At 42.2% G+C, this 21,594-nt stretch carries 16 protein-coding genes; 7 read left to right on the plus strand and 9 right to left on the minus strand.

Annotated features, from left to right (window positions below; genetic code table 11):
- Positions 1-19: 19 nt before the first annotated feature.
- The 4 genes from rpsA to serC all read right to left on the minus strand — a co-directional run bounded on the left by rpsA (position 20) and on the right by serC (position 5,247).
- Positions 20-1,693 carry a 30S ribosomal protein S1 gene (gene rpsA / locus Xkoz_RS02630; protein WP_099140624.1) on the minus strand — a complete coding sequence of 558 codons (1,674 nt, stop codon included), beginning with the start codon at positions 1,691-1,693 and terminating at the stop codon, positions 20-22.
- A 192-nt stretch (positions 1,694-1,885) separates the two neighbouring features.
- A complete protein-coding gene (gene cmk, locus Xkoz_RS02635) occupies positions 1,886-2,572 on the minus strand; it encodes a (d)CMP kinase (RefSeq protein ID WP_099140625.1) in 687 nt (228 codons plus the stop codon).
- A 172-nt stretch (positions 2,573-2,744) separates the two neighbouring features.
- Complete coding sequence (aroA, locus tag Xkoz_RS02640; RefSeq protein ID WP_167386543.1) at positions 2,745-4,049, minus strand: 3-phosphoshikimate 1-carboxyvinyltransferase; 1,305 nt, start codon at positions 4,047-4,049, stop codon at positions 2,745-2,747.
- 109 nt (positions 4,050-4,158) lie between these two features.
- The gene (gene serC, locus Xkoz_RS02645) at positions 4,159-5,247 is read right to left on the minus strand and encodes a 3-phosphoserine/phosphohydroxythreonine transaminase (RefSeq protein WP_099140627.1); all 1,089 of its coding nucleotides are present in this window, start codon (positions 5,245-5,247) and stop codon (positions 4,159-4,161) included.
- 783 nt (positions 5,248-6,030) lie between these two features.
- Between serC and Xkoz_RS02650 the strand changes: the two genes are divergently transcribed.
- Complete coding sequence (locus Xkoz_RS02650; RefSeq protein WP_141554395.1) at positions 6,031-7,383, plus strand: metallophosphoesterase; 1,353 nt, start codon at positions 6,031-6,033, stop codon at positions 7,381-7,383.
- A gap of 63 nt (positions 7,384-7,446) precedes the next feature.
- Here the strand turns inward: Xkoz_RS02650 and ansB are convergent, their stop codons facing one another.
- Positions 7,447-8,490, minus strand: coding sequence for an L-asparaginase 2 (ansB, locus tag Xkoz_RS02655; RefSeq protein WP_099140628.1), 1,044 nt, complete (start codon positions 8,488-8,490; stop codon positions 7,447-7,449).
- 147 nt (positions 8,491-8,637) lie between these two features.
- On the opposite strand from ansB, the gene ycaO reads away from it, so the two are divergent.
- The 6 genes from ycaO (at position 8,638) to Xkoz_RS02685 (ending at position 17,583) form a co-directional block, all read left to right on the plus strand.
- Positions 8,638-10,401 carry a 30S ribosomal protein S12 methylthiotransferase accessory factor YcaO gene (gene ycaO / locus Xkoz_RS02660; RefSeq protein ID WP_099140629.1) on the plus strand — a complete coding sequence of 588 codons (1,764 nt, stop codon included), beginning with the start codon at positions 8,638-8,640 and terminating at the stop codon, positions 10,399-10,401.
- 324 nt (positions 10,402-10,725) lie between these two features.
- A complete protein-coding gene (gene focA, locus Xkoz_RS02665; RefSeq protein ID WP_099140630.1) occupies positions 10,726-11,583 on the plus strand; it encodes a formate transporter FocA in 858 nt (285 codons plus the stop codon).
- Positions 11,584-11,637: 54 nt separating this feature from the next.
- Complete coding sequence (gene pflB, locus Xkoz_RS02670; RefSeq protein ID WP_099140631.1) at positions 11,638-13,920, plus strand: formate C-acetyltransferase; 2,283 nt, start codon at positions 11,638-11,640, stop codon at positions 13,918-13,920.
- A gap of 130 nt (positions 13,921-14,050) precedes the next feature.
- The gene (pflA, locus tag Xkoz_RS02675; RefSeq protein ID WP_099140632.1) at positions 14,051-14,791 is read left to right on the plus strand and encodes a pyruvate formate lyase 1-activating protein; all 741 of its coding nucleotides are present in this window, start codon (positions 14,051-14,053) and stop codon (positions 14,789-14,791) included.
- 265 nt (positions 14,792-15,056) lie between these two features.
- Entirely contained in the window at positions 15,057-16,181 is a 1,125-nt protein-coding gene (locus Xkoz_RS02680; RefSeq protein WP_208615195.1) for an endonuclease/exonuclease/phosphatase family protein, read from the plus strand.
- 586 nt (positions 16,182-16,767) lie between these two features.
- Complete coding sequence (locus tag Xkoz_RS02685; RefSeq protein ID WP_099140633.1) at positions 16,768-17,583, plus strand: BPSS1780 family membrane protein; 816 nt, start codon at positions 16,768-16,770, stop codon at positions 17,581-17,583.
- Between the two features lie 137 nt (positions 17,584-17,720).
- Here Xkoz_RS02685 and Xkoz_RS02690 read toward each other — a convergent pair whose 3' ends face one another.
- The 4 genes from Xkoz_RS02690 to lolA form a co-directional block, all read right to left on the minus strand.
- Positions 17,721-17,942 carry a hypothetical protein gene (locus Xkoz_RS02690; protein ID WP_099140634.1) on the minus strand — a complete coding sequence of 74 codons (222 nt, stop codon included), beginning with the start codon at positions 17,940-17,942 and terminating at the stop codon, positions 17,721-17,723.
- Positions 17,943-18,174: 232 nt separating this feature from the next.
- Positions 18,175-19,464 (minus strand): serine--tRNA ligase, encoded by a 1,290-nt coding sequence (serS, locus tag Xkoz_RS02695; protein ID WP_099140635.1) that lies wholly within the window; start codon positions 19,462-19,464, stop codon positions 18,175-18,177.
- A gap of 108 nt (positions 19,465-19,572) precedes the next feature.
- Positions 19,573-20,916 (minus strand): replication-associated recombination protein A, encoded by a 1,344-nt coding sequence (locus Xkoz_RS02700; RefSeq protein WP_099140636.1) that lies wholly within the window; start codon positions 20,914-20,916, stop codon positions 19,573-19,575.
- A 7-nt stretch (positions 20,917-20,923) separates the two neighbouring features.
- The gene (gene lolA / locus Xkoz_RS02705; RefSeq protein ID WP_099140637.1) at positions 20,924-21,535 is read right to left on the minus strand and encodes an outer membrane lipoprotein periplasmic chaperone LolA; all 612 of its coding nucleotides are present in this window, start codon (positions 21,533-21,535) and stop codon (positions 20,924-20,926) included.
- Positions 21,536-21,594: the final 59 nt, after the last annotated feature.

Raw genomic sequence — 21,594 nt, forward strand, 5'->3', positions numbered from 1 at the left:
CCGCCGTTATTGACTTAGATTATTCGCCTTTAGCGGCTTTGAAAGCTTCAGCCATTGCGTTGTTAGCGAAGTTTGTATCTTCTTGTTTGTTCACAGAAGCGATAGCGTCTTTTTCATCAGCTTCGTCTTTTGCACGAACAGACAGGTTGATTACGCGGTTTTTGCGATCAACACCAACATATTTAGCTTCAACTTCATCGCCAACATTCAGTACTTGAGTTGCATCTTCAACGCGGTCACGTGAAGCTTCTGATGCACGCAGGTAACCTTCTACGCCGTCAGCTAATTCAACTGTAGCACCTTTTGCATCAACTGCAGTGACTTTACCAGTAACAATTACACCTTTCTTATTTACAGACAGGTAATTGTTGAATGGATCTTCTGCCAGTTGCTTGATGCCCAGAGAGATACGCTCACGCTCTGCATCTACTTGCAGAACGACAGCAGCGATTTCGTCGCCTTTTTTGTATTCACGAACTGCTTCTTCACCTGCAACGTTCCAGGAGATGTCAGACAGGTGAACCAGACCGTCGATTCCGCCTTCCAGACCAATGAAGATACCGAAGTCAGTGATAGACTTGATTTTACCTTCAACGCGATCGTTCTTGTTGTGCGTCTCAGCAAATTGCTGCCAAGGGTTAGCTTTACACTGTTTCAGGCCCAGGGAGATACGACGACGTTCTTCATCGATATCCAGAACCATAACTTCCACAACATCACCAACGTTAACAACTTTGGATGGGTGGATGTTTTTGTTGGTCCAATCCATTTCTGAAACGTGTACCAGACCTTCAACACCTTCTTCGATTTCAACGAAGCAGCCGTAATCAGTCAGGTTAGTTACGCGACCAGTCAGTTTAGTACTTTCTGGATAACGTTTAGCGATTGCGACCCATGGATCTTCGCCCAGTTGTTTCAGACCCAGAGATACACGGGTACGCTCACGGTCGAATTTCAGTACTTTAACTGTGATTTCATCGCCCACATTGACGATTTCACTTGGATGTTTAACACGTTTCCAAGCCATATCAGTAATGTGCAGCAGGCCATCAACGCCGCCCAGATCAACGAATGCACCGTAGTCAGTCAGGTTCTTAACGATACCTTTAACTTCCATGCCTTCTTGCAGGTTTTCCAGCAGTTGATCACGTTCTGCGCTGTTTTCAGATTCGATAACTGCACGACGAGAAACAACTACGTTGTTGCGTTTCTGATCCAGCTTGATGACCTTGAACTCAAGCTCTTTGCCTTCAAGGTGAGTAGTGTCACGAACTGGGCGAACGTCAACCAGTGAACCTGGCAGGAACGCACGGATACCATTCAGTTCTACAGTGAAGCCGCCTTTTACTTTGCCATTGATAATACCAGTGACAGTTTCAGCTTCTTCGTATGCTTTTTCCAGCATCAGCCATGCTTCGTGACGTTTCGCTTTCTCACGAGACAGGACAGTTTCACCGAAACCATCTTCTACCGCATCCAAAGCTACGTCGATTTCATCGCCAACCTGGATTTCCAGCTCACCTTGAGCATTTTTGAATTGTTCTACAGGAATTGCAGATTCTGATTTCAGACCCGCGTCAACCAATACAACGTCTTTATCGATAGAAACCACGACACCACGAACGATGGCACCTGGACGAGTTTCGATAGTCTGTAGGGATTCTTCAAAGAGTTGAGCAAAAGATTCTGTCATGTTTATGATCTTCAAGATTTTTAATTAACGTCCATTTAGCTTCCAGCCGAATGGGGTTGTTTTACATACCTCGCAACGTTCCCTGTTACAAGGTGTTTTAGTGTACCAGAATATTTCACTACCAATACACCAGAATTCTATATACATCTTCTTGATATGCCACTGCAATAGCATATTTGAGAAAATTAACGGTTATGCGGGTATTTCCAGCGCATTTTTCGCATAAGCCAGTGCTTTATCAATCACTTCTTCGATAGACATGCTGGTCGAATCCAAGATCAATGCATCTTGTGCAGGCACTAAAGGCGCGACTGCCCGATTACGATCGCGAAAGTCCCGTTCCCTTATTTCGGACAAAAGGCTTTCAAAGTTAACACTAAAACCGCTCTCCTGCAACTGTAACATGCGTCTACGGGCGCGTTCTTCCGCACTTGCATCAAGAAATATTTTCACTGGTGCATCAGGAAATACGACAGTGCCCATATCACGACCGTCAGCTATCAGCCCAGGCGCAATGCGAAAAGCTCTTTGCCGGCGTAAAAGCGCTTCACGGACACGTGGGAATGTTGCCGCCTGTGAAGCCGTATTTCCAACGGCTTCGGTACGAATTTCATTGCTGACATCTTCGCCTTCCAGAATGACCCGGAGTTTGCCATTTTCAGGCATAAAACGAACATCCAGGTTTGCAGCCAGAGGAACCAGAGCGTCTTCAGACTGGATATCCACCTGATGATGGATGGCAGCCAGTGCCAATACACGATAAATGGCACCTGAATCGAGCAATTGCCAATTTAACGCTTCAGCCAATGCCTGACATAGTGTTCCCTTGCCAGCACCACTTGGCCCATCAACGGTTATTACTGGGGCTATCGCCGCCATCATTATCCTCCTTTTCGCATAACATTCGTATAACAGACAGGTCATTTACCGAATGCAAAAATTGCCTAATTAGCAAGCAATAAAAACCTGTCCTATTATATGCGCTCAGCAGGTGAGAGAGAAACAGGTAAAGCCCATTTATTTCTATTCCTATCTATTTCTGCATCCCGCTCTACTTTACATACTGGCTGAGCCTTTCAAGCTGATTGAAATAGTCTGGAAATGTCTTTGCTGTGCAGCCGGGATCAAGAATGGTGACAGGGGTATCCGACAGGGCCACCAGCGAGAAACACATGGCAATGCGGTGATCATTATAGGTTTCAATTTCAGCATGATGGAATTTTTCTGGCGGAGAAATTCGGATATAATCATGCCCCTCTTCCACTTCGGCGCCGATTTTTCTTAATTCCGTAGCCATGGCGTGCAACCGATCCGTCTCCTTTACCCGCCAATTGTAGATATTGCGGATAATGGTTTCTCCCTGTGCAAATAACGCGGTTGTCGCAATCGTCATTGCCGCATCAGGAATAGCATTCATATCCATATCAATGCCGGTCAATGTACCGCGTTCGCATTCAATAAAATCATCCCCCCAACGAATAATCGCGCCCATCTGTTCCAGCACATTGGCAAATTTGGTATCCCCTTGCAGGCTATTTTTGCCAATCCCCGTAACACGAACGATACCGCCTTTAATGGCTGCCGCGGCCAGAAAGTAAGACGCCGATGAAGCATCGCCTTCTACCAGGTAGTGCCCTGGAGATAAATATTGCTGTTGGCCTTTAATGTGAAAAACCTGATATTGCTGATTGTTTACCGCCACACCAAAACTTTTCATTAAAGCCAATGTAATATCGATATAAGGCTTGGAAACTAAATCGCCTTGTATGCGGATTTCCGTGTCATTTGCTGCCAATGGGGCTGCCATCAACAAGGCCGTCAGGAATTGGCTGGAAACGCGACCGTCAACGGTAATTTTTCCCCCTGAAAATCCGCCCTTGATATGTAAAGGCGGATAATGCTCTTGTTCAAGGTAATCAATTTCTGCTCCCCCTTGGCGCAGGGCATCAACCAAGTGACCGATTGGGCGTTCTTTCATACGAGGTTCACCGGTCAATACCACACTCATACTGCGATCCAGGCTGTTATTTCCCAAGCATAACGCCGCCGCCAATGGGCGCATTGCTGTACCTGCATTACCCAGAAACAGTTCGATGCCGTGCTTATCCGTAATGCAACCGCCAATGCCATCCACTTCACAAATAGTGCGGTCGGCAGATAGACGGCAGGAAATACCCAATGCAGCCAGAGCATTAAGCATGTAACGGATATCATCGCTGTCCAGCAAATTGGTTAATCGGGTTGTTCCCTTGGCGAGAGCCGCAAGTAATAAAGCGCGGTTAGAAACGCTTTTAGAACCGGGTAAATTAATCGTTCCATTAATACGGGAAATAGGTCGTAACGTCAGGGATTGCATGATAGAGAGGCGTCTCCGGTTTTCTTAATTAGGCTATGTTCTTACGTTTTTTTAGGATAAATAGAGAAGCTGGGGTTCGGGAGGTTTTTCCCCTCCCGATGATAGAAAATTATGCGTTACGGCGTTCAAAATCAGCCATAAATTCAACCAAGGTTTTTACTCCCTCATAAGGCATAGCGTTATAAATAGAAGCGCGAGCACCTCCCGCAACTTTATGCCCTTTCAACGCATGCAGCCCACGAGCATAGGCTTCTGCCAGAAACTGACCATCTAACGCTGGGTTAGCCAGTTGGAATGGCACATTCATGATAGAACGGTTTTGGGGAGCAACCCGATTGATATACAACTTGCTGTTATCAATGGCATGATAGAGATGTTCAGCTTTGGCATGATTGCGTTTACTCAGCTCTTGCAGCCCCCCCTGCTCTTTCAGCCATTTGAATACCATACCAGATAGATACCATGCAAATGTCGGCGGCGTGTTATACATCGAGTCGTATTGGGCCTCTACAGTATAATCCAGAATAGAGGGGGTATGCTGGTGTGCTTTGCCCAATAGATCTTCACGGATAATGACGACGGTTATTCCCGCTGGGCCGATATTTTTTTGTGCTCCAGCATAAATAACCCCATAGCGGCTAACATCAATGGGTGCAGAGAGGATGGTTGAAGAGTAATCAGCAATCACAATTTTATCATCACCAAAATCAGGCTCTTCAAAAATTGCAACGCCCTCAATAGTTTCATTAGGGCAATAATGGATATAGGCCGCATCACTGTTCAAGGCCCACTCACTCATCGGCTTCACGCTTTTGATGCCGTCCGTCTCTGTCCTGATATCAATAAGGTTTGGTGTGCAATATTTTTCTGCTTCTTTCGCCGCACACTCAGACCAGTAGCCACTAACGATATAATCTGCTGTCGATTTATCACCCAGTAAATTCAGTGGTAACGCTGAGAATTGCCCTCGAGCACCACCGTGGCAAAACAGCACTTTGTAATTCTCAGGTATTGTTAATAAATCTCGGAGATCTTTTTCTGCTTCTGCCGCAATCGCTACAAATTCTTTGCTACGGTGGCTAATTTCCATTACCGATGTTCCCAAGCCGTGCCAGTTGCAAAGTTCCTGCTCTGCGCGTCGTAACACTTCTGCTGGCAACATAGCTGGGCCAGCGCTGAAATTATATACCTGACTCATTAACTTCACCCTATCAATGGATACAATAAAATCGGATATATGGGTTTTATCACTCCCTCTTTGCCGCTGCAATAATTATTAAACATTTGTTGCAATCCATTGTATAACTAGCTGAAAAAACACTCATTAATGGTCAAAATATTAAGGATAAAAAATAGCCAGAATTTTATCAATGATCATGGCCAAATTGAAGATGAAAACCCCACAGTTAACTTTATTTCAAAATTAATCATAAGAATAAAAACAAGTCATTAAGTGATTTTAATTATTCATTTATAACATTTTTATAAAAATGTTATAAAAAAACACTTCCCACTTACTTCACTTAATTTATAATTCATATAGCTAAATAAGATTTCAAAACGGTGGGACACCCCCTTACTCCTCGCGGTGCGAGGAATAAGGATTATACTGAATTTGCGTGTCTCACTATTGTGAAACGCTATTTAGTTTTACTGACAAACATAACCACCTCATTATAAATACGTTCAGAATCATCCATTAAATCATCTAAAATACTTTAATTATCAATCACATTTTAACCAAAAAATAAAATACAACCTAATACACATATACATTTTAAGTTCTAAAAAATACATTATATACCCGTCGCCTCTCAAGATGCATCTGGTCTCTCCCCGCTGCGCGGGGAGAGACCAACACTCACATTGGTTTGCAAGCGGCAACTTGAAGTTGGATTGGTATAAATTTTAGTTATTACCACAAGCCAAAAGTGTTTCATAAATAATAAATAATTCACCAATAAAACAGGATGACATAAACATGAATAAAATAAAACCAATCTATCTTAGCTATATGTTTTTTATTATATTATTTTTCTCATCTTCTTCTGCCATCGGTGCAGTAAGATCTACCTTCATTAACTTAAAAAATAGTACAGACGATATTTTAACACTTGATTCAAAATCTTTAAAAAGCGGCATATGGAACATCAAACCTCCTGAAAAAATATTAGCGGGCGGGTTAGTCACTTTTATGCCTGAATCCAACGGATTTATGACTGGAACAGAAGGAACTACCACATACAAAACATCAGATGGTGCCAATATAACCATATACTGGAGTAACCCTTATATAGGAAGTAATTCATATGCTATAAACACAAATAAACCAGACAGTTACTTGACGGGGTACTCTGGAGGAAAAGGGGATAATACTGAAATAAATGTCACTTTTTTCAAAAAGAATATCACACGAGATTATAAAGTCATTGTTATGTCTGATCCGCAACCATGGAGATTAGAAACCGGAGACCCTAACTCTACTAAAAATCAGGCTCCCTGGGAAAACAGAAATCAAAATGTTGTAAAAAGTATTAATGAATTACATTTGCAAGGTCTAGTAGACTTCGGCATCATAAATGGTGACATGACCGAATTCGGCCGACAATCCACCAGAAATAGTTTTTATAAAATATATAATAAATTGTTGTTCCCATATTATTTTGGCCTTGGTAATCATGATTACGCAAACAATGTAAATGATTGTACTGAAGGATTGGATTTTAGTAAAAACGCTTGTGCAAGATGGTCTGTAGATAATATGGCATCAGAAATCAGCAACCATTACCAAAAAGAATTATTACTAAATTTCAGTAGTTATTATAACAATAGCAACCGCAGTGGTAGTTTGGCTTACTCATGGGATTTTGGTAATATTCATTATGTTCAACTACAAAACTACCCGACTTATCACGTTAAATTAGATCACTATGCCGCATCAACAATAAATATAACAACATCAATGGAGTGGTTAAAGAACGACTTAGCAAATGCATATTCCAGAGGAAAAGCAAGCATTCTTAATTTTCACGATGGCACTCAACACTTCATTCAAAAAAGTACTGATGAAGAGAAAAAAGAACTCAAAGATTTCATTGAAAAATATAACGTTATGGCGGTCTTTCTTGGCCATACTCATCAGGTTGAAGAATCCAACCAAAATGGAAAAGACCCCGTTTTTGGTCATGCTAGAATATATAATAGCGGCGCACTATTCCAAGGCGATTTTCTACTAATGAATGTAAAAAATAAATGTATTGATGTTTCAGTTTATAATGGCCGCAATGGCTCACCTAAAAAAATCCAAGATTTTCAAGGGACTTGTGGAAAATAAATTTGCTAATGTTAATCAATCATAAAAAGGCGCATAGAATGCGCCTTTTTATTCAACCAGGCATTAATACTTACTAAACATTTCCTGAATTTTTTCCACATCGGAAGTTTGCGTCAGAGCCAATTGCAGCAGAACACGCGCTTTCTGCGGATTTAAACGCTCTGAAGCCACAAATCCATATTTGCTGTCGTTAACTTCAGCATTCTGGGTCGTGTAGCCGAAAGGAATACGGCTGGAACGAACAACAACGACGCCATCTTTAGCGGCTTTAGTCAATGTGTCAAAAATGGACTTATAGATGTTACCGTTACCTACACCTGCACTGACAATGCCCTGATAGCCATTTTCAACGAAAGCTTTTACTGGCAGATCAGACGCATTAGAGTAGTTATAAACGATACCCACTTTTGGCAATTTATCCAGTTTGCTCACATCAAAAACGGCTTTGCTGGCTTTTACTGGCACCGCAGAATAGTAGCGCACTTTTCCATTGTGAACGAAGCCTTGTGCACCAGAATTCACCGCCTGAAACGCCTGAACTTCCGTTGTACTCAGTTTACCAATGTCACGGCCATGAATAACGGAATCATTCATCGCAAGCAGGACACCACGGTTTGCAGAGTTTTTATCAGAAGCCACAACAACCGCATTAAACAGGTTTAATGGACCATCAGCACCCAGTGCAGTAGATGGGCGCATTGCACCAACCATCACGATAGGCTTCTGGCATTGAGTCGTCAGATCGAGGAAATAGGCAGTTTCTTCCATGGTGTCCGTACCATGGGTGATAACAAAACCGTCGGTTTTGTCACATTCTGCATTAATTTTCTTCGCCAGCGTCAACCATACCTGATCGTTCATGTCCTGAGAGCCAATGCTAACAACTTGCTCGCCTTTCAAATCAGCAATGTTTTTAATTGCTGGTACAGCATTCAGCAGTGCATCAATACCGACTTTACCCGCTGTATAGCTAGATTGCGTTGCAGATTCACCACCCCCGGCAATTGTACCTCCCGTTGCCAAAACAGTGATATTTGGCAAAGCGAAAGCAGAACCACTAACTAAAGCCAGAAAACCGGCTATTGCTGTTATTTTAGTCTTTTTCATTATTCAACCTCTTGTAAAAAAAACTATTTTATTATGTAAACCAAGAATAAATAAACTCTAATTAACAATAATTTTTGGGAATTGATAGAGCGGATAAAAAAAACGCCGTATGATATGCACCTTTAACATGAATTGAAGTGAATCACGATGACGCAAACCTATATCCCAGGCAAAGATGCCGCGTTAGAAGACTCCATTAACCGCTTTCAGCACAAGCTAACGTCCCTTGGTTTTAATATTGAAGAAGCCTCATGGTTGAATCCTGTCCCGAATGTCTGGTCAGTACATATCCGCGATCGCGACTGCCCTCTGTGCTTTACCAATGGCAAGGGCGCCAGCAAGAAAGCTGCATTGGCCTCTGCATTGGGAGAATATTTTGAGCGTCTATCGACAAACTATTTCTTTGCTGATTTTTATCTGGGCAATACGATTGCCAATGGTGAGTTTGTCCACTATCCAAATGAAAAATGGTTCCCGGTGCCGGAAGATGACTCTCTGCCAGCCGGTATTTTAGACGAACGTCTGCACCATTTTTACGATCCAGATAACGCGCTTTGTGCTAGCCAATTAATTGATCTGCAATCCGGTAATGAAGAGCGAGGAATTTGTGCTCTGCCATTTACACGTCAGTCAGATAACCAAACGATTTATATTCCCATGAATATTATCGGCAACCTGTATGTTTCAAATGGCATGTCAGCCGGCAATACGATGAATGAAGCGCGTGTACAGGGATTATCTGAGGTATTCGAGCGCTATGTGAAAAACCGCATTATCGCAGAATGCATCAGCTTGCCTGAAATTCCACAGGCAATTATGGATCGCTACCCAGGCGTTGTTGAATCCGTCAACAAATTGCAGGAAGAAGGCTTCCCGCTCTATTGTTACGACGCTTCACTTGGTGGGCAGTTTCCCGTCATTTGTGTCGTCCTGTTCAATCCTAATAATGGCACTTGTTTTGCTTCCTTTGGTGCACACCCCGATTTTGGTGTTGCGCTGGAGCGTACAGTCACAGAACTGCTGCAAGGCCGGAGTCTGAAAGATCTGGATGTCTTCACCCCACCCAGTTTTGATGATGAGGAAGTGTCTGAGCATACCAATCTGGAAACTCATTTTATTGATTCAAGCGGAGCAATCAGTTGGGATCTGTTCAAACAGGATGCTGATTATGCGTTTGCAGACTGGAATTTCAGCGGAACGACAGAAGAAGAATTCGCCACCCTGATGGGGATCTTCAATCAACTGGATGCTGAAGTTTATATTGCTGATTATGAGCATCTTGGCGTTTATGCCTGCCGTATTCTGGTTCCCGGCATGTCAGATATTTATCCCGTCGAAGATCTGCATATTGCTAATAACACTATGGGAACGCATTTGCGTGACACCATCTTGGCATTGCCAGAGAGTCAATGGCAGCCAGAAGCGTATCTGGCCCTCCTCGAACAGTTAGATGATGAGGGTTTGGATGATTTCACGCGTGTCCGTGAATTATTAGGCATTGCTGTAGGTAAAGATAACGGTTGGAGTAACCTGCGTATTGGTGAATTGAAATCTATGCTGGCACTGGCAGGTAAGGATTTGGAACAAGCGCTGATTTGGGTTGAATGGACACAAGATTTCAATGCTTCTGTTTTTACCTCTGAACGCGCTAACTATTATCGCTGCCTGCAAACGCTGTTGCTGTTGACCCAAGAAGAGGATCGCCAACCAGAACAATATTATCAGGCATTTGTAAAAATGTACGGTCAAGACACCGTTGATGCCGCCTCAGCCGCCATTGCCGGAGAAAACGGTTTCTATGGTTTATGGTCTATCGATCCAGAATTAAACGCTTTGCCAGCCCATCAAGCATTATTAAATGCTTATGAAAAGCTGCAAAAAGCCAAGAAAGCATTTTGGGCTGATAAATAAGTCGTTACATTAACGTTTATTAACCACAAAAAGTAAAATACAGGTTAAATATCGTTTATTTTTAAATAACAAATAAATGACAATTTAACCTGTATTTTTACTTTTAAGACCTAAAAGACCAAAAGCACTCATATAAAATATTTCTATAAATTTTAAAAAATATTTTTAATTATAAATCAATATATTAGACCAATCACACCCCATTTAGGCTGCCCTGCCCTCGTAGACTTTCGGTCTAATATGATCCATATCAAATTCTGGCTAATGTCCGTTTGTTACTATCAAGGCGTGCTATGATTAATTAAGGATAAAGAGAGTGTTAGGATGAAAACTGACGGCCCTTTTAATTTATTTCCGCCTGTTGTAATGGCACAACTCGCTGATGATATTGGTGTATATAAAGTCAATAAACATCCCGCAGTGACTTACTTATCCGCAATCATGGCAGGCGTGTTTATTTCCATCGCTTTTGTTTTTTATATTACGGCCACAACCGGAACCTCTTCCATTCCTTACGGATTAGCGAAATTAACTGGCGGGATCTGTTTTTCCCTTGGTTTAATGTTGGTCGTTATATGTGGTGTCGATCTCTTCACTTCCACCGTATTGACGATCATTTCAAAAGCAACAGGACGTATTACCTGGACTCAAATGTTCAAAAACTGGGTTAACGTCTATATCGGTAATCTCATTGGTGCTTTGTTCTTCGTGGCCTTGATTTGGTATTCCGGCCAATATGCCGCTGCTAATGGTAGTTGGGGTTTGAATGTATTACAGACAGCAGACCATAAAATGCACCATTCTTTTATTGAAGCAGTATGCCTGGGTGTTTTAGCCAACCTGATGGTATGCCTGGCTGTCTGGATGAGCTATGCCGGACGGAGCCTGATCGATAAATTATTCGCGCTGATACTGCCCATTGGCATGTTTGTCGCCAGCGGTTTTGAGCATAGTATCGCTAACATGTTTTTAATTCCGTTCGGGATCATGATCAAAAACTTCGCACCGGATGAATTTTGGCAGAGAGTCGGGACAACTCCCGAACAATTTCCCCAGCTTAATGTTTCAAGTTTTATTACCGATAACCTAATCCCTGTCACAATAGGCAACATTATTGGTGGTGCGCTACTGGTTGGGCTGACTTATTGGTTGATTTATTTACGTGGTGGCAGAAAACACTAATTCGCCTCCCTATCAGATTTCTTAAAAATTCCACTGTTAAAAGGTAGAAGTATCATGTCCGAGTTAAACGAAAAATTCTCAGTAGCATGGCAAGGCTTTAACGAGGGTAGCTGGAAAAATGAAGTCAACGTTCATGATTTCATCCAGAAAAACTATACCCCGTATGAAGGGGATGAATCTTTCCTCGCGGGTGCCACAAAAGCAACAAATATTTTGTGGGAAAAAGTCATGGAAGGTATCAAAATTGAAAACCATACCCATGCACCGATAGATTTTGATACTGACATTGCATCGACAATTACCTCTCATGATGCCGGTTATATTGAAAAAGATCTGGAACAAATCGTTGGCCTGCAAACCGAAGCGCCATTGAAACGTGCCATTATCCCATTTGGTGGCATTAAGATGGTTGAAAGTTCTTGTAAAGCCTACAATCGCGAACTGGATCCAAAACTGAAACAAATTTTCACTGAATATCGTAAGACCCATAATCAGGGCGTTTTTGATGTTTACACTCCCGATATCCTGAAATGCCGTAAATCTGGCGTATTGACTGGCCTGCCTGATGCTTATGGCCGTGGGCGTATTATCGGCGATTACCGTCGCGTTGCATTGTATGGTATCGACTACCTGCGTGATGAGAAGTTTGCCCAATTTACTTCTCTACAGGAAAAACTGGAAAACGGCGAAGATTTGGAGTCTACCATTCGCCTGCGTGAAGAGCTGGCCGACCAACATCATGCCCTTGGTCAACTCAAAGAGATGGCGGCTAAATATGGCTATGATATTTCCAATCCTGCGACCAATGCCAAGGAAGCCGTACAATGGACTTATTTTGCTTATCTGGCGGCGGTTAAATCCCAGAATGGCGCGGCAATGTCCTTTGGTCGTGTTTCCACCTTCCTGGATATCTACATCGAACGTGATATCCAGGCAGGCAAATTGACCGAACCACAGGCCCAAGAGCTGATCGACCATTTGGTTATGAAACTGCGCATGGTGCGTTTCCTGCGCACTCCTGAGTATGATGAGCTGTTCTCTGGCGATCCAATTTGGGCAACCGAATCGCTGGCGGGTATGGGATTGGATGGGCGCACGCTTGTCACCAAGAACAGTTTCCGTTTCCTGCATACGCTCTATACCATGGGGCCATCCCCAGAGCCTAATATGACCATCCTGTGGTCAGAAAAACTGCCCATTAATTTTAAAAAGTTTGCCGCAAAAGTGTCGATCGATACCTCATCCCTGCAATATGAAAATGATGACCTGATGCGCCCTGACTTCAACAGCGATGATTATGCTATCGCGTGCTGTGTCAGTCCAATGGTTGTTGGTAAACAAATGCAGTTCTTTGGTGCCCGTGCAAACCTTGCAAAAACCATGCTGTATGCCATCAACGGTGGTGTGGATGAAAAAATGAAAATGCAGGTTGGCCCGAAAGAAGAGCCAATGAAAGACACTGTGCTGGATTATGACAAGGTTATGGAGCGAATGGATCGCTTCATGGATTGGCTGGCAAAACAGTATGTTACTGCCCTGAATATCATCCACTACATGCATGACAAATACAGCTATGAAGCTGCGTTAATGGCCCTGCATGATCGTGATGTGTATCGCACGATGGCATGTGGTATCGCCGGCTTATCCGTTGCTGCTGACTCATTATCTGCCATTAAGTATGCGAAAGTTTCCACCATCCGCGATGAAGATGGCTTAGCCATTGATTTCAATATTGAAGGTGAATATCCACAATTCGGTAACAACGATCCACGTGTCGATGATATCGCTTGTGATCTGGTTGAACGCTTCATGAAGAAAATTCAGAAATTGCAAACATATCGCAATGCTGTTCCAACTCAGTCGGTATTGACCATTACCTCAAACGTGGTGTATGGCAAAAAAACGGGGAATACTCCTGATGGACGTCGTGCTGGCGCACCCTTTGGGCCTGGTGCTAACCCAATGCACGGGCGCGATCAAAAGGGTGCGGTGGCTTCATTGACTTCTGTTGCTAAACTGCCGTTTGCTTATGCCAAAGATGGTATTTCATATACTTTCTCTATCGTACCTAATGCGTTAGGTAAAGATGACGAAGTACGTAAAGCAAATCTGGCTGGCCTGATGGATGGTTATTTCCATCACGAAGCGGATATCGAAGGGGGTCAGCACCTGAATGTCAACGTAATGAACCGCGAAATGCTGTTGGATGCCATGGAAGATCCTGAGAAATACCCGCAGTTGACTATTCGTGTATCAGGTTATGCTGTGCGGTTTAATTCTTTGACTAAAGAACAGCAACGGGATGTTATCACTCGTACATTTACCCAATCCATATAATTAATTGAAATAATTAAGTAAAATCGCGTTAGCGCAAAATGTCATTATTTTCTATTCAAATGACATACACTAAAGGCCCCCTTAATAGTCGGGGCCTTTATTAGCTTGTTAATTTTGGAGAAATCCTTTCATGTCCGTACTTGGCCGTATCCACTCTTTTGAATCTTGCGGAACCGTAGATGGCCCTGGTATCCGCTTTATCGCGTTTTTCCAGGGTTGCCTTATGCGCTGCCTCTATTGCCATAACCGCGATACTTGGGATACCCATGGCGGAAAAACCGTAACCGTTGAAGAATTAATCAAAGAAGCAACAACCTACCGCCATTTTATGAATGCTTCGGGAGGGGGGGTTACGGCTTCCGGTGGTGAAGCAATTCTGCAAGCCGAATTTGTTCGTGACTGGTTCAGGGCTTGCCATGAAGAAGGCATTCATACTTGCCTGGATACCAATGGCTTTGTTCGCCGTTATGATCCTGTCATTGATGAACTATTGGATGCTACCGATCTGGTTATGTTGGATTTAAAACAACTTAACGATGATATTCACCAAAAATTAATTGGCGTATCCAATCACCGGACACTTGAATTCGCACACTATCTGGCAAAACGCAAGCAAAAAACCTGGGTTCGCTATGTTGTCGTTCCGGGTTGGTCGGATGACGATCAATCCGTTCATTTACTTGGTGAATTCACCAGGGACATGAAAAATATTGAAAAAATAGAACTATTACCTTACCACGAACTAGGCAAACATAAATGGATTGCGATGGGGGAAGAATATAAATTGGAAAGTGTTAAACCCCCATCAAAAGAGACAATGGAGAGAGTAAAAGGCATCTTAGAAAGCTACGGGCATCATGTGATCTATTAGACTTATTACCTTACCTAACCACCTAATTAATAAAATAATCTACAATTTTTAATAGAACTGGCTCTCAATCATTTGAGGTCAGTTTTCTTGCCCCAATCTACTATCACCAGTGTTCATATTGAATAAAAATTTAACTTCCTCTATATTCTGTAAAGTCGTTGTAGCTATTATTTCAAATATATTTCATTTATCCCCAAAACACTTTAATGGCAGTAAAACAATAAAAGAGAGAACCACTTTCCATTATCATTCTTAGGATATCATTATGAAAAATATTATATTTTCTCTTTTCACCCCCTATCTCTTATTAATTTCAATAAACACACAAGCTAATAATACAGAATTACTTCCCCAAAACACCACGCATAATAGCTCATTAATAAACAAAGAAAAATCTCATGAAACAAATAAAACCTCAGTCAAAACCAGTAATAAAAATGACACATTAAAAGTACTTTCACTAAATATTTGGATGGAAGGCAGTCAAGTTAAAGGCGGTTATGAAGGCATAGTCAATACCATCATTTACACTCATCCTGACCTTGTCGCGCTGAGTGAAATAAATAATTCACATGGTGACTTTACTAAAAAACTCGTAAAATCACTTCATAATAAAGGGTTAACTTACTATTCTTATAAATCAAAAAACGATGCCGGAATTCTTTCTCGTTATCCTATAATCCATCATAGCAATTTCAATAGATTCACTAAATCATTAGTGCTAATCAATAATGTTTATGTGGATTTTTACTCCAGTCATTTAGATTACACAAACGCGGCTTATTATCTTCCAAGAGGTTATGACGGCAATACCTGGAAAGAATTACCGAATGGCCCAGATACTAATCTTGATGATATCTTAAAAGAAAATAATAACTCCCAGCGCCCGAATTCAATTAAACTATTTATAAATAATGCCAAAAGTGAAGTAAAGAAAAAGCACGCTATTATATTGGCTGGCGATTTTAATGAACCCTCCTGGATGGATTGGTCAGAGCAAACTAAAGATCTTTTTGATCATCACGGTGCCGTTGTGCCCTGGACAACCACCACCTTATTGAAAAATGCGAACTATCTTGATAGCTATCGGGTAAAATATACCGATCCAGTAGCATACCCTGGTTTTACCTGGCCTGCAGATAATCCAGGCGCTGACATCAGCAAGCTCGCATGGGCGCCTAAAGCCGATGAACGTGATCGCATTGATTTCATTTTTTATCATTCTGATCCCCGCCTGACAGTGCAAGATGCCGTCATTATTGGCCCTTCGGGTAGTATTGTTAAGGGCAAGCGAGTTAAAGAAACCTCCCAAGATAAATTTGAGCAACCTCAAGGAGTTTGGCCAACTGATCATAAAGGTGTATTGGTTACCTTTGGTTTAAATCCCTAATCATTTGATATAAAGCATATACCAATCGCCTTTCAAGATGCGTTTTATATCTCCCCGTGCAGCGGGGAGATATAAGCACTTCCATTGGTTTGCAAACTGCAAGTTATTATCATATCAGGCTGGATACAGCCTGATATGCCAAAAACAAAGCATAAGTCAAAATAACTCACTGAGAGTATGTGAAATATTTTCCCCTAAAAACACACAATATCTGATGTTAAAAATAGAACCATTTACTTTAAGTAAAGATAATTTATACCCGTTGCCTTTCAAGATTCGTCTTATATCTCGCCGCGTCGCGGGGAGATATAAACATTCATATTGGCTTGCAATCTGTAACTTTAAGTCGGACTGGTATAGAAAATTAAACCAAAATGGCGTCGGGATAATTAATAAAAAACACACATTTGCGTTATTACCTATAAAACACCCCTTTTTCCGCTGATAAAGATTAAAATTAATGCTTGTTGATTAATAATTTTTATATGATAATCCGGCCGCCTTCTGTAACAACTTATGTTAATAGAATAGTCATAGAGAAAAATCAATTCTGTATATGCATTCAATAAAATAAATCGGAAAAAATATGGATACGCAAGATATGAATCTTAATTCAGGGGAAAACAGTGTCTCTCTGAGCAAGGAAAAAGACACCTTCATTCCAGGTGGTCGTGCTGTTGGAGCAGGGACTGCAACAGAGTGGATTGGTCATGCATGGCAAATGTTTAAAGTACAGCCAATGAAATGGATACTGATAACTTTAATCTATGGTGCCATAATGATAGTTTTGCAATTTATTCCTCTCGTCAATATCATCGCTAGTCTGTTGAGTCCAGTACTTATTGCCGGATTTATCGTTGCCAGTGAAAAACAACGAACAACAGGTGATTTTGACATAGAATTACTTTTCCATGGGTTTAAAAATAAATTCGGTTCATTAGTTGCTGTAGGCGGGCTTGTCTTAGGTATATCTCTACTTAGTGGCATTGCGGCCGTTATAATTGGCGGAACAGGTATTCTTCAACTCATTTTTTCGGCGCAAGATCCAGACCCAATGCTATTAATGGAAAGTTTTTCCTCCTTAATGCTGGCAATGCTGGTTGTCGTTTTCTTTAGCTTCATTTCCCTTGCATTTAGCTGGTTTGCTCCAGCCCTGATTATCATTAATGATTTAAAATTTGGTGAAGCAATCTCAATGAGTTTGAGCGCAGTAAAGAAAAACCTATTAGGGGGTTTTCTGTTTTTCTTACTGATCGGTATTCTGGTGGCTATTTCTTCCATTCCATTATTTTTAGGTCTGTTTGTTACTTTACCTATGTATATGGCAACCTACTATACCAGTTATCGCAATATTTTTTATGCGCCAGAAGCCCAAGAAACAAAATCTCATTTAATCAATTAAATATTTTCCAATAGATATTGATATGTAAAAAGCGCTATTTTTAGCGCTTTTTAATTACTGTTCAATGACATTTTGTTTTGGAATGGTACATAGCGATAGGACATGGTAGCCATTTGTGATTTATAATCCGCCTTCTGTCAATATCTACACTCTTTAGCCGCAGCAGAACGATCCATACATCCTTTATATGCATGACGATAACATTTTTCGTTACTGCCACAAGTCTTCTCTGCCTCTCTCATGCAATAATATTTGCACCAGCTGGGATCAAATTTAACTTTCTTTTGCAATGTACCAGCATGTGACACTCCTAATGTGCTCATCAAAGCGACGGCGAAAATAAGTTGATAGAGTTTCATGTTATTTTCCTGAAGTAAATTTATACAATTAAAGTATAAATAATGAAACCTAAACCAAACTTAACTATAGGTTAATTATTAGTCTATATCAGTAAGATTGAAGCCAACACTTTCTATCCCAATGTTTTTTATAAAAAAACCAAAAAATCGTATCACTGTAATAAATTGATTTACAATTGTTACTCGCAAAAAAGCGCCACATTCGGCGCTTTTTTATTAAGAATAGAGGGCATTAACCAATGTATTCTAGCCCTTGCATATAAGGACGTAATACTTCTGGGATTTCAATACGACCGTCTGCCTGCTGATAGTTTTCCATCACCGCAACCAAAGTACGGCCTACCGCAAGGCCAGAACCATTCAGTGTATGCACCAGTTGGGTTTTCTTGTCATCTTTACCGCGGAAACGCGCTTGCATTCGACGAGCCTGAAAATCCCACGTGTTGGAACAAGAGGAAATTTCACGATAAGTATTTTGCGCAGGTAGCCAAACTTCCAGATCGTAAGTTTTTCTTGCACTTGCCCCCATGTCACCGGTACACAGAAGCATCTTACGGTAAGGGAGATTCAGTAACTGCAATACCTTCTCAGCGTGTCCTGTCAGCTCTTCCAATGCTTCCATGGATTTTTCAGGATGAACAACCTGAACCAACTCAACTTTATCAAACTGGTGCATACGGATAAGGCCACGGGTATCACGGCCATAAGAACCCGCTTCAGAGCGGAAACAAGGGGTATGTGCCGTCATTTTCAGTGGCAACACACTTTCATCCAAAATTTCATCACGAACCAAGTTAGTGACCGGGACTTCCGCTGTTGGGATCAGGGCATACTGGCTGCCGGATTCCTCTTCCAGTGGCCTGGTATGGAACAAATCTTCACCAAATTTAGGTAACTGCCCTGTACCATATAAAGAATCATGGTTAACCAGATAAGGAACGTAAGTTTCCAGATAACCGTGTTGCTCTGTATGCAAATCCAACATGAACTGGGTAATGGCACGGTGCAGACGAGCGATCTGACCTTTCATTACGACGAAACGTGAGCCAGTCAGCTTAACCGCAGCCGCAAAATCAAGGCCGCCAGTCAGTTCGCCCAGTGACACATGGTCTTTGACTTCAAAATCATATTGGCGTGGTTCACCCCAACGATTTATTTCCAGGTTATCACTGTCATCTTTTCCATCTGGAGAAGAGTCATCTGGGATATTCGGCATGCTTAATGCGATATGACGGATCTCAGCCTGCAAAGTTTCCAGTTCCGCTTTTGCTGAATCCAGTTTTTCTCCCAACTGGTTCACTTCCTGACGCAGTGGTTCAATATCTTCACCACGGGCTTTCGCTGCACCAATAGCCTTCGATCGGGAATTACGGTCTGCCTGCAGGGTTTCAGTTTCAACTTGTAAAATTTTACGGCGCTCTTCTAGTTTGCGCAGTGTATCCACATCAAGGGTATAACCCCTGCGAGCCAATTTTTCGGCGACTGCGTCTAGCTCATTACGCAGTATATTTGGATCGAGCATGCTAGTCCTGTGCTTGTTGTTATTGAAAAAATTGTTAAAAACTGCCGTTTTTACACTTTAAACGGCAATCTTAAATTACTGGATATAAACCTTACCGTATCAAGAAAATTAACGATAGCGTTTTATTGAGCTATTTTGATCCTGTTCCATCAGCCAGTTTAATTTCTCACCAATCTTGCCTTCCAGTCCTCTGGCCGTCGGATAATAATAACGTGTTTGTTGCATTTCGGATGGGAAATAGACTTCGCCCGCCGCATAGGCATTCGCTTCATCATGGGCATAGCGGTATTCTTCACCAAATCCTATGTCCTTCATCAGCTTAGTTGGCGCATTACGCAAATGGGCAGGTACGTCATAATCTGGTTTATTTTGTGCATCCGCCATAGCTGCCTTGAATGCGGTATAAACCGCATTGCTTTTCGGTGCACATGCGAGATAGACAATTGCCTGTGCAATCGCCCTTTCTCCTTCAGCCGCGCCTACGCGCGTAAAACAATCCCATGCCGCAATCGCTATTTGCATTCCACGTGGGTCAGCATTGCCCACATCTTCAGACGCAATCGCCAATAACCGACGGGCAACATAAAGAGGATCACCACCTGCGGTAATAATTCGGGCATACCAGTAAAGCGCCGCATCAGGTGCGGAACCCCGGATTGATTTATGCAGCGCTGAAATTAAATCGTAATATCGATCACCTTTATTATCAAACCTGGCACTCCTTTCCCCGCTGACTTCTTTCAGTAATTCCGGTGTCAAAACCCGTTGCCCTTGTGCATTGGTTTCCGCCATGTCCGACATCATTTCTAGCAAATTCAGTGAGCGACGTGCATCCCCTGCCACAAGTTCAGCTATCATTCGGCGAGTATTGTCCGGCAACACAATATTTTGCCCGCCAAGACCACGCGCTGTATCGTTTATCGCCTGAATAAGCACCTGTTCAATTTCTGCTGACGAAAGTGACTTCAATAAATAGACACGAGCCCGTGACAACAAGGCCGAATTTAATTCGAAGGAAGGGTTTTCGGTAGTTGCACCAATAAATGTGATCGTCCCGTCTTCAATATGTGGCAAGAACGCATCCTGCTGGCTTTTATTAAATCGATGGACTTCATCGACAAATAAGATGGTTCTGCGCCCTGCGTTACGGTTTTGCCGGGCTTTTTCGATAGACTCACGAATTTCCTTTATGCCGGAAGTCACTGCTGAAATACGTTCAATATCAGCTTGCGCATAATAACCAATAATTTCAGCCAGCGTGGTTTTTCCGGTGCCCGGCGGTCCCCATAAAATCATGGAATGGAGGTGACCGGCTCGGATGGCACGCGGCAAAGGTTTCCCTTCCGCCAGTAAGTGTTGCTGGCCGATATATTGATCTAATGTGACTGGCCGCATTTTTGCGGCCAGTGGCTGAAACTCATTTTGTGAAAAATCGAGAGAAAGATTGTCCACTTAAACCTCACTGGCGTTGATCATCCAGTGTGACACCTTCCGGGACGGTAAATTTAAATTTCGCCGCATCCACGTTGACATTTTGCTGCCCTTTCAATTGGTAAGCACTCTTTTGCCCATCCTGTTCAACAGCAGTAAATTTTTGGATCGTTCCCTCTGGCGTCACAGTAATTGAAAAATGTTTTAAATTGCCATTGGCATTACGCGGAGTCAGCTCAAAACTATTGCCGTCTTGCGCAACCTTGTATTGTTTCCAGTCGGCAGGATCATTGCGGGCAATTAGCATAAATGGCGTATTTCCTGTTGCCTCTTTCAGCCAATTTGCCGTCACTTGTTCAACAAAAGGATTATAAAACCACAGCGTTTTACCATCAGAAACCAAAACGCTTTCATCGGGTGATGTCATGTGCCAGTTAAACAAATTAGGGCGTTTGATCCAAAGTTCTCCCTCTCCTTTTTGGACTGTTGAGCCATCATTACTCGTCACTGTTTGAGTAAAACCGGCATGAAAACTATTCACCTTTCCCAGACGCTTTTGCAAATCCTGCGTCGCATCAGCCCAAGCAGAACCTATGCTCACACCCATTATCAGACAACCAATCACCATCAGTTTTTTCATGTGCGAGATACCCTTAATTCGTTTTATTATCAGCCATCAATTGCCGATACTGTATTACA

It is taken from the genome of Xenorhabdus kozodoii (assembly GCF_002632875.1).
GTDB classification, from domain to species: domain Bacteria; phylum Pseudomonadota; class Gammaproteobacteria; order Enterobacterales; family Enterobacteriaceae; genus Xenorhabdus; species Xenorhabdus kozodoii.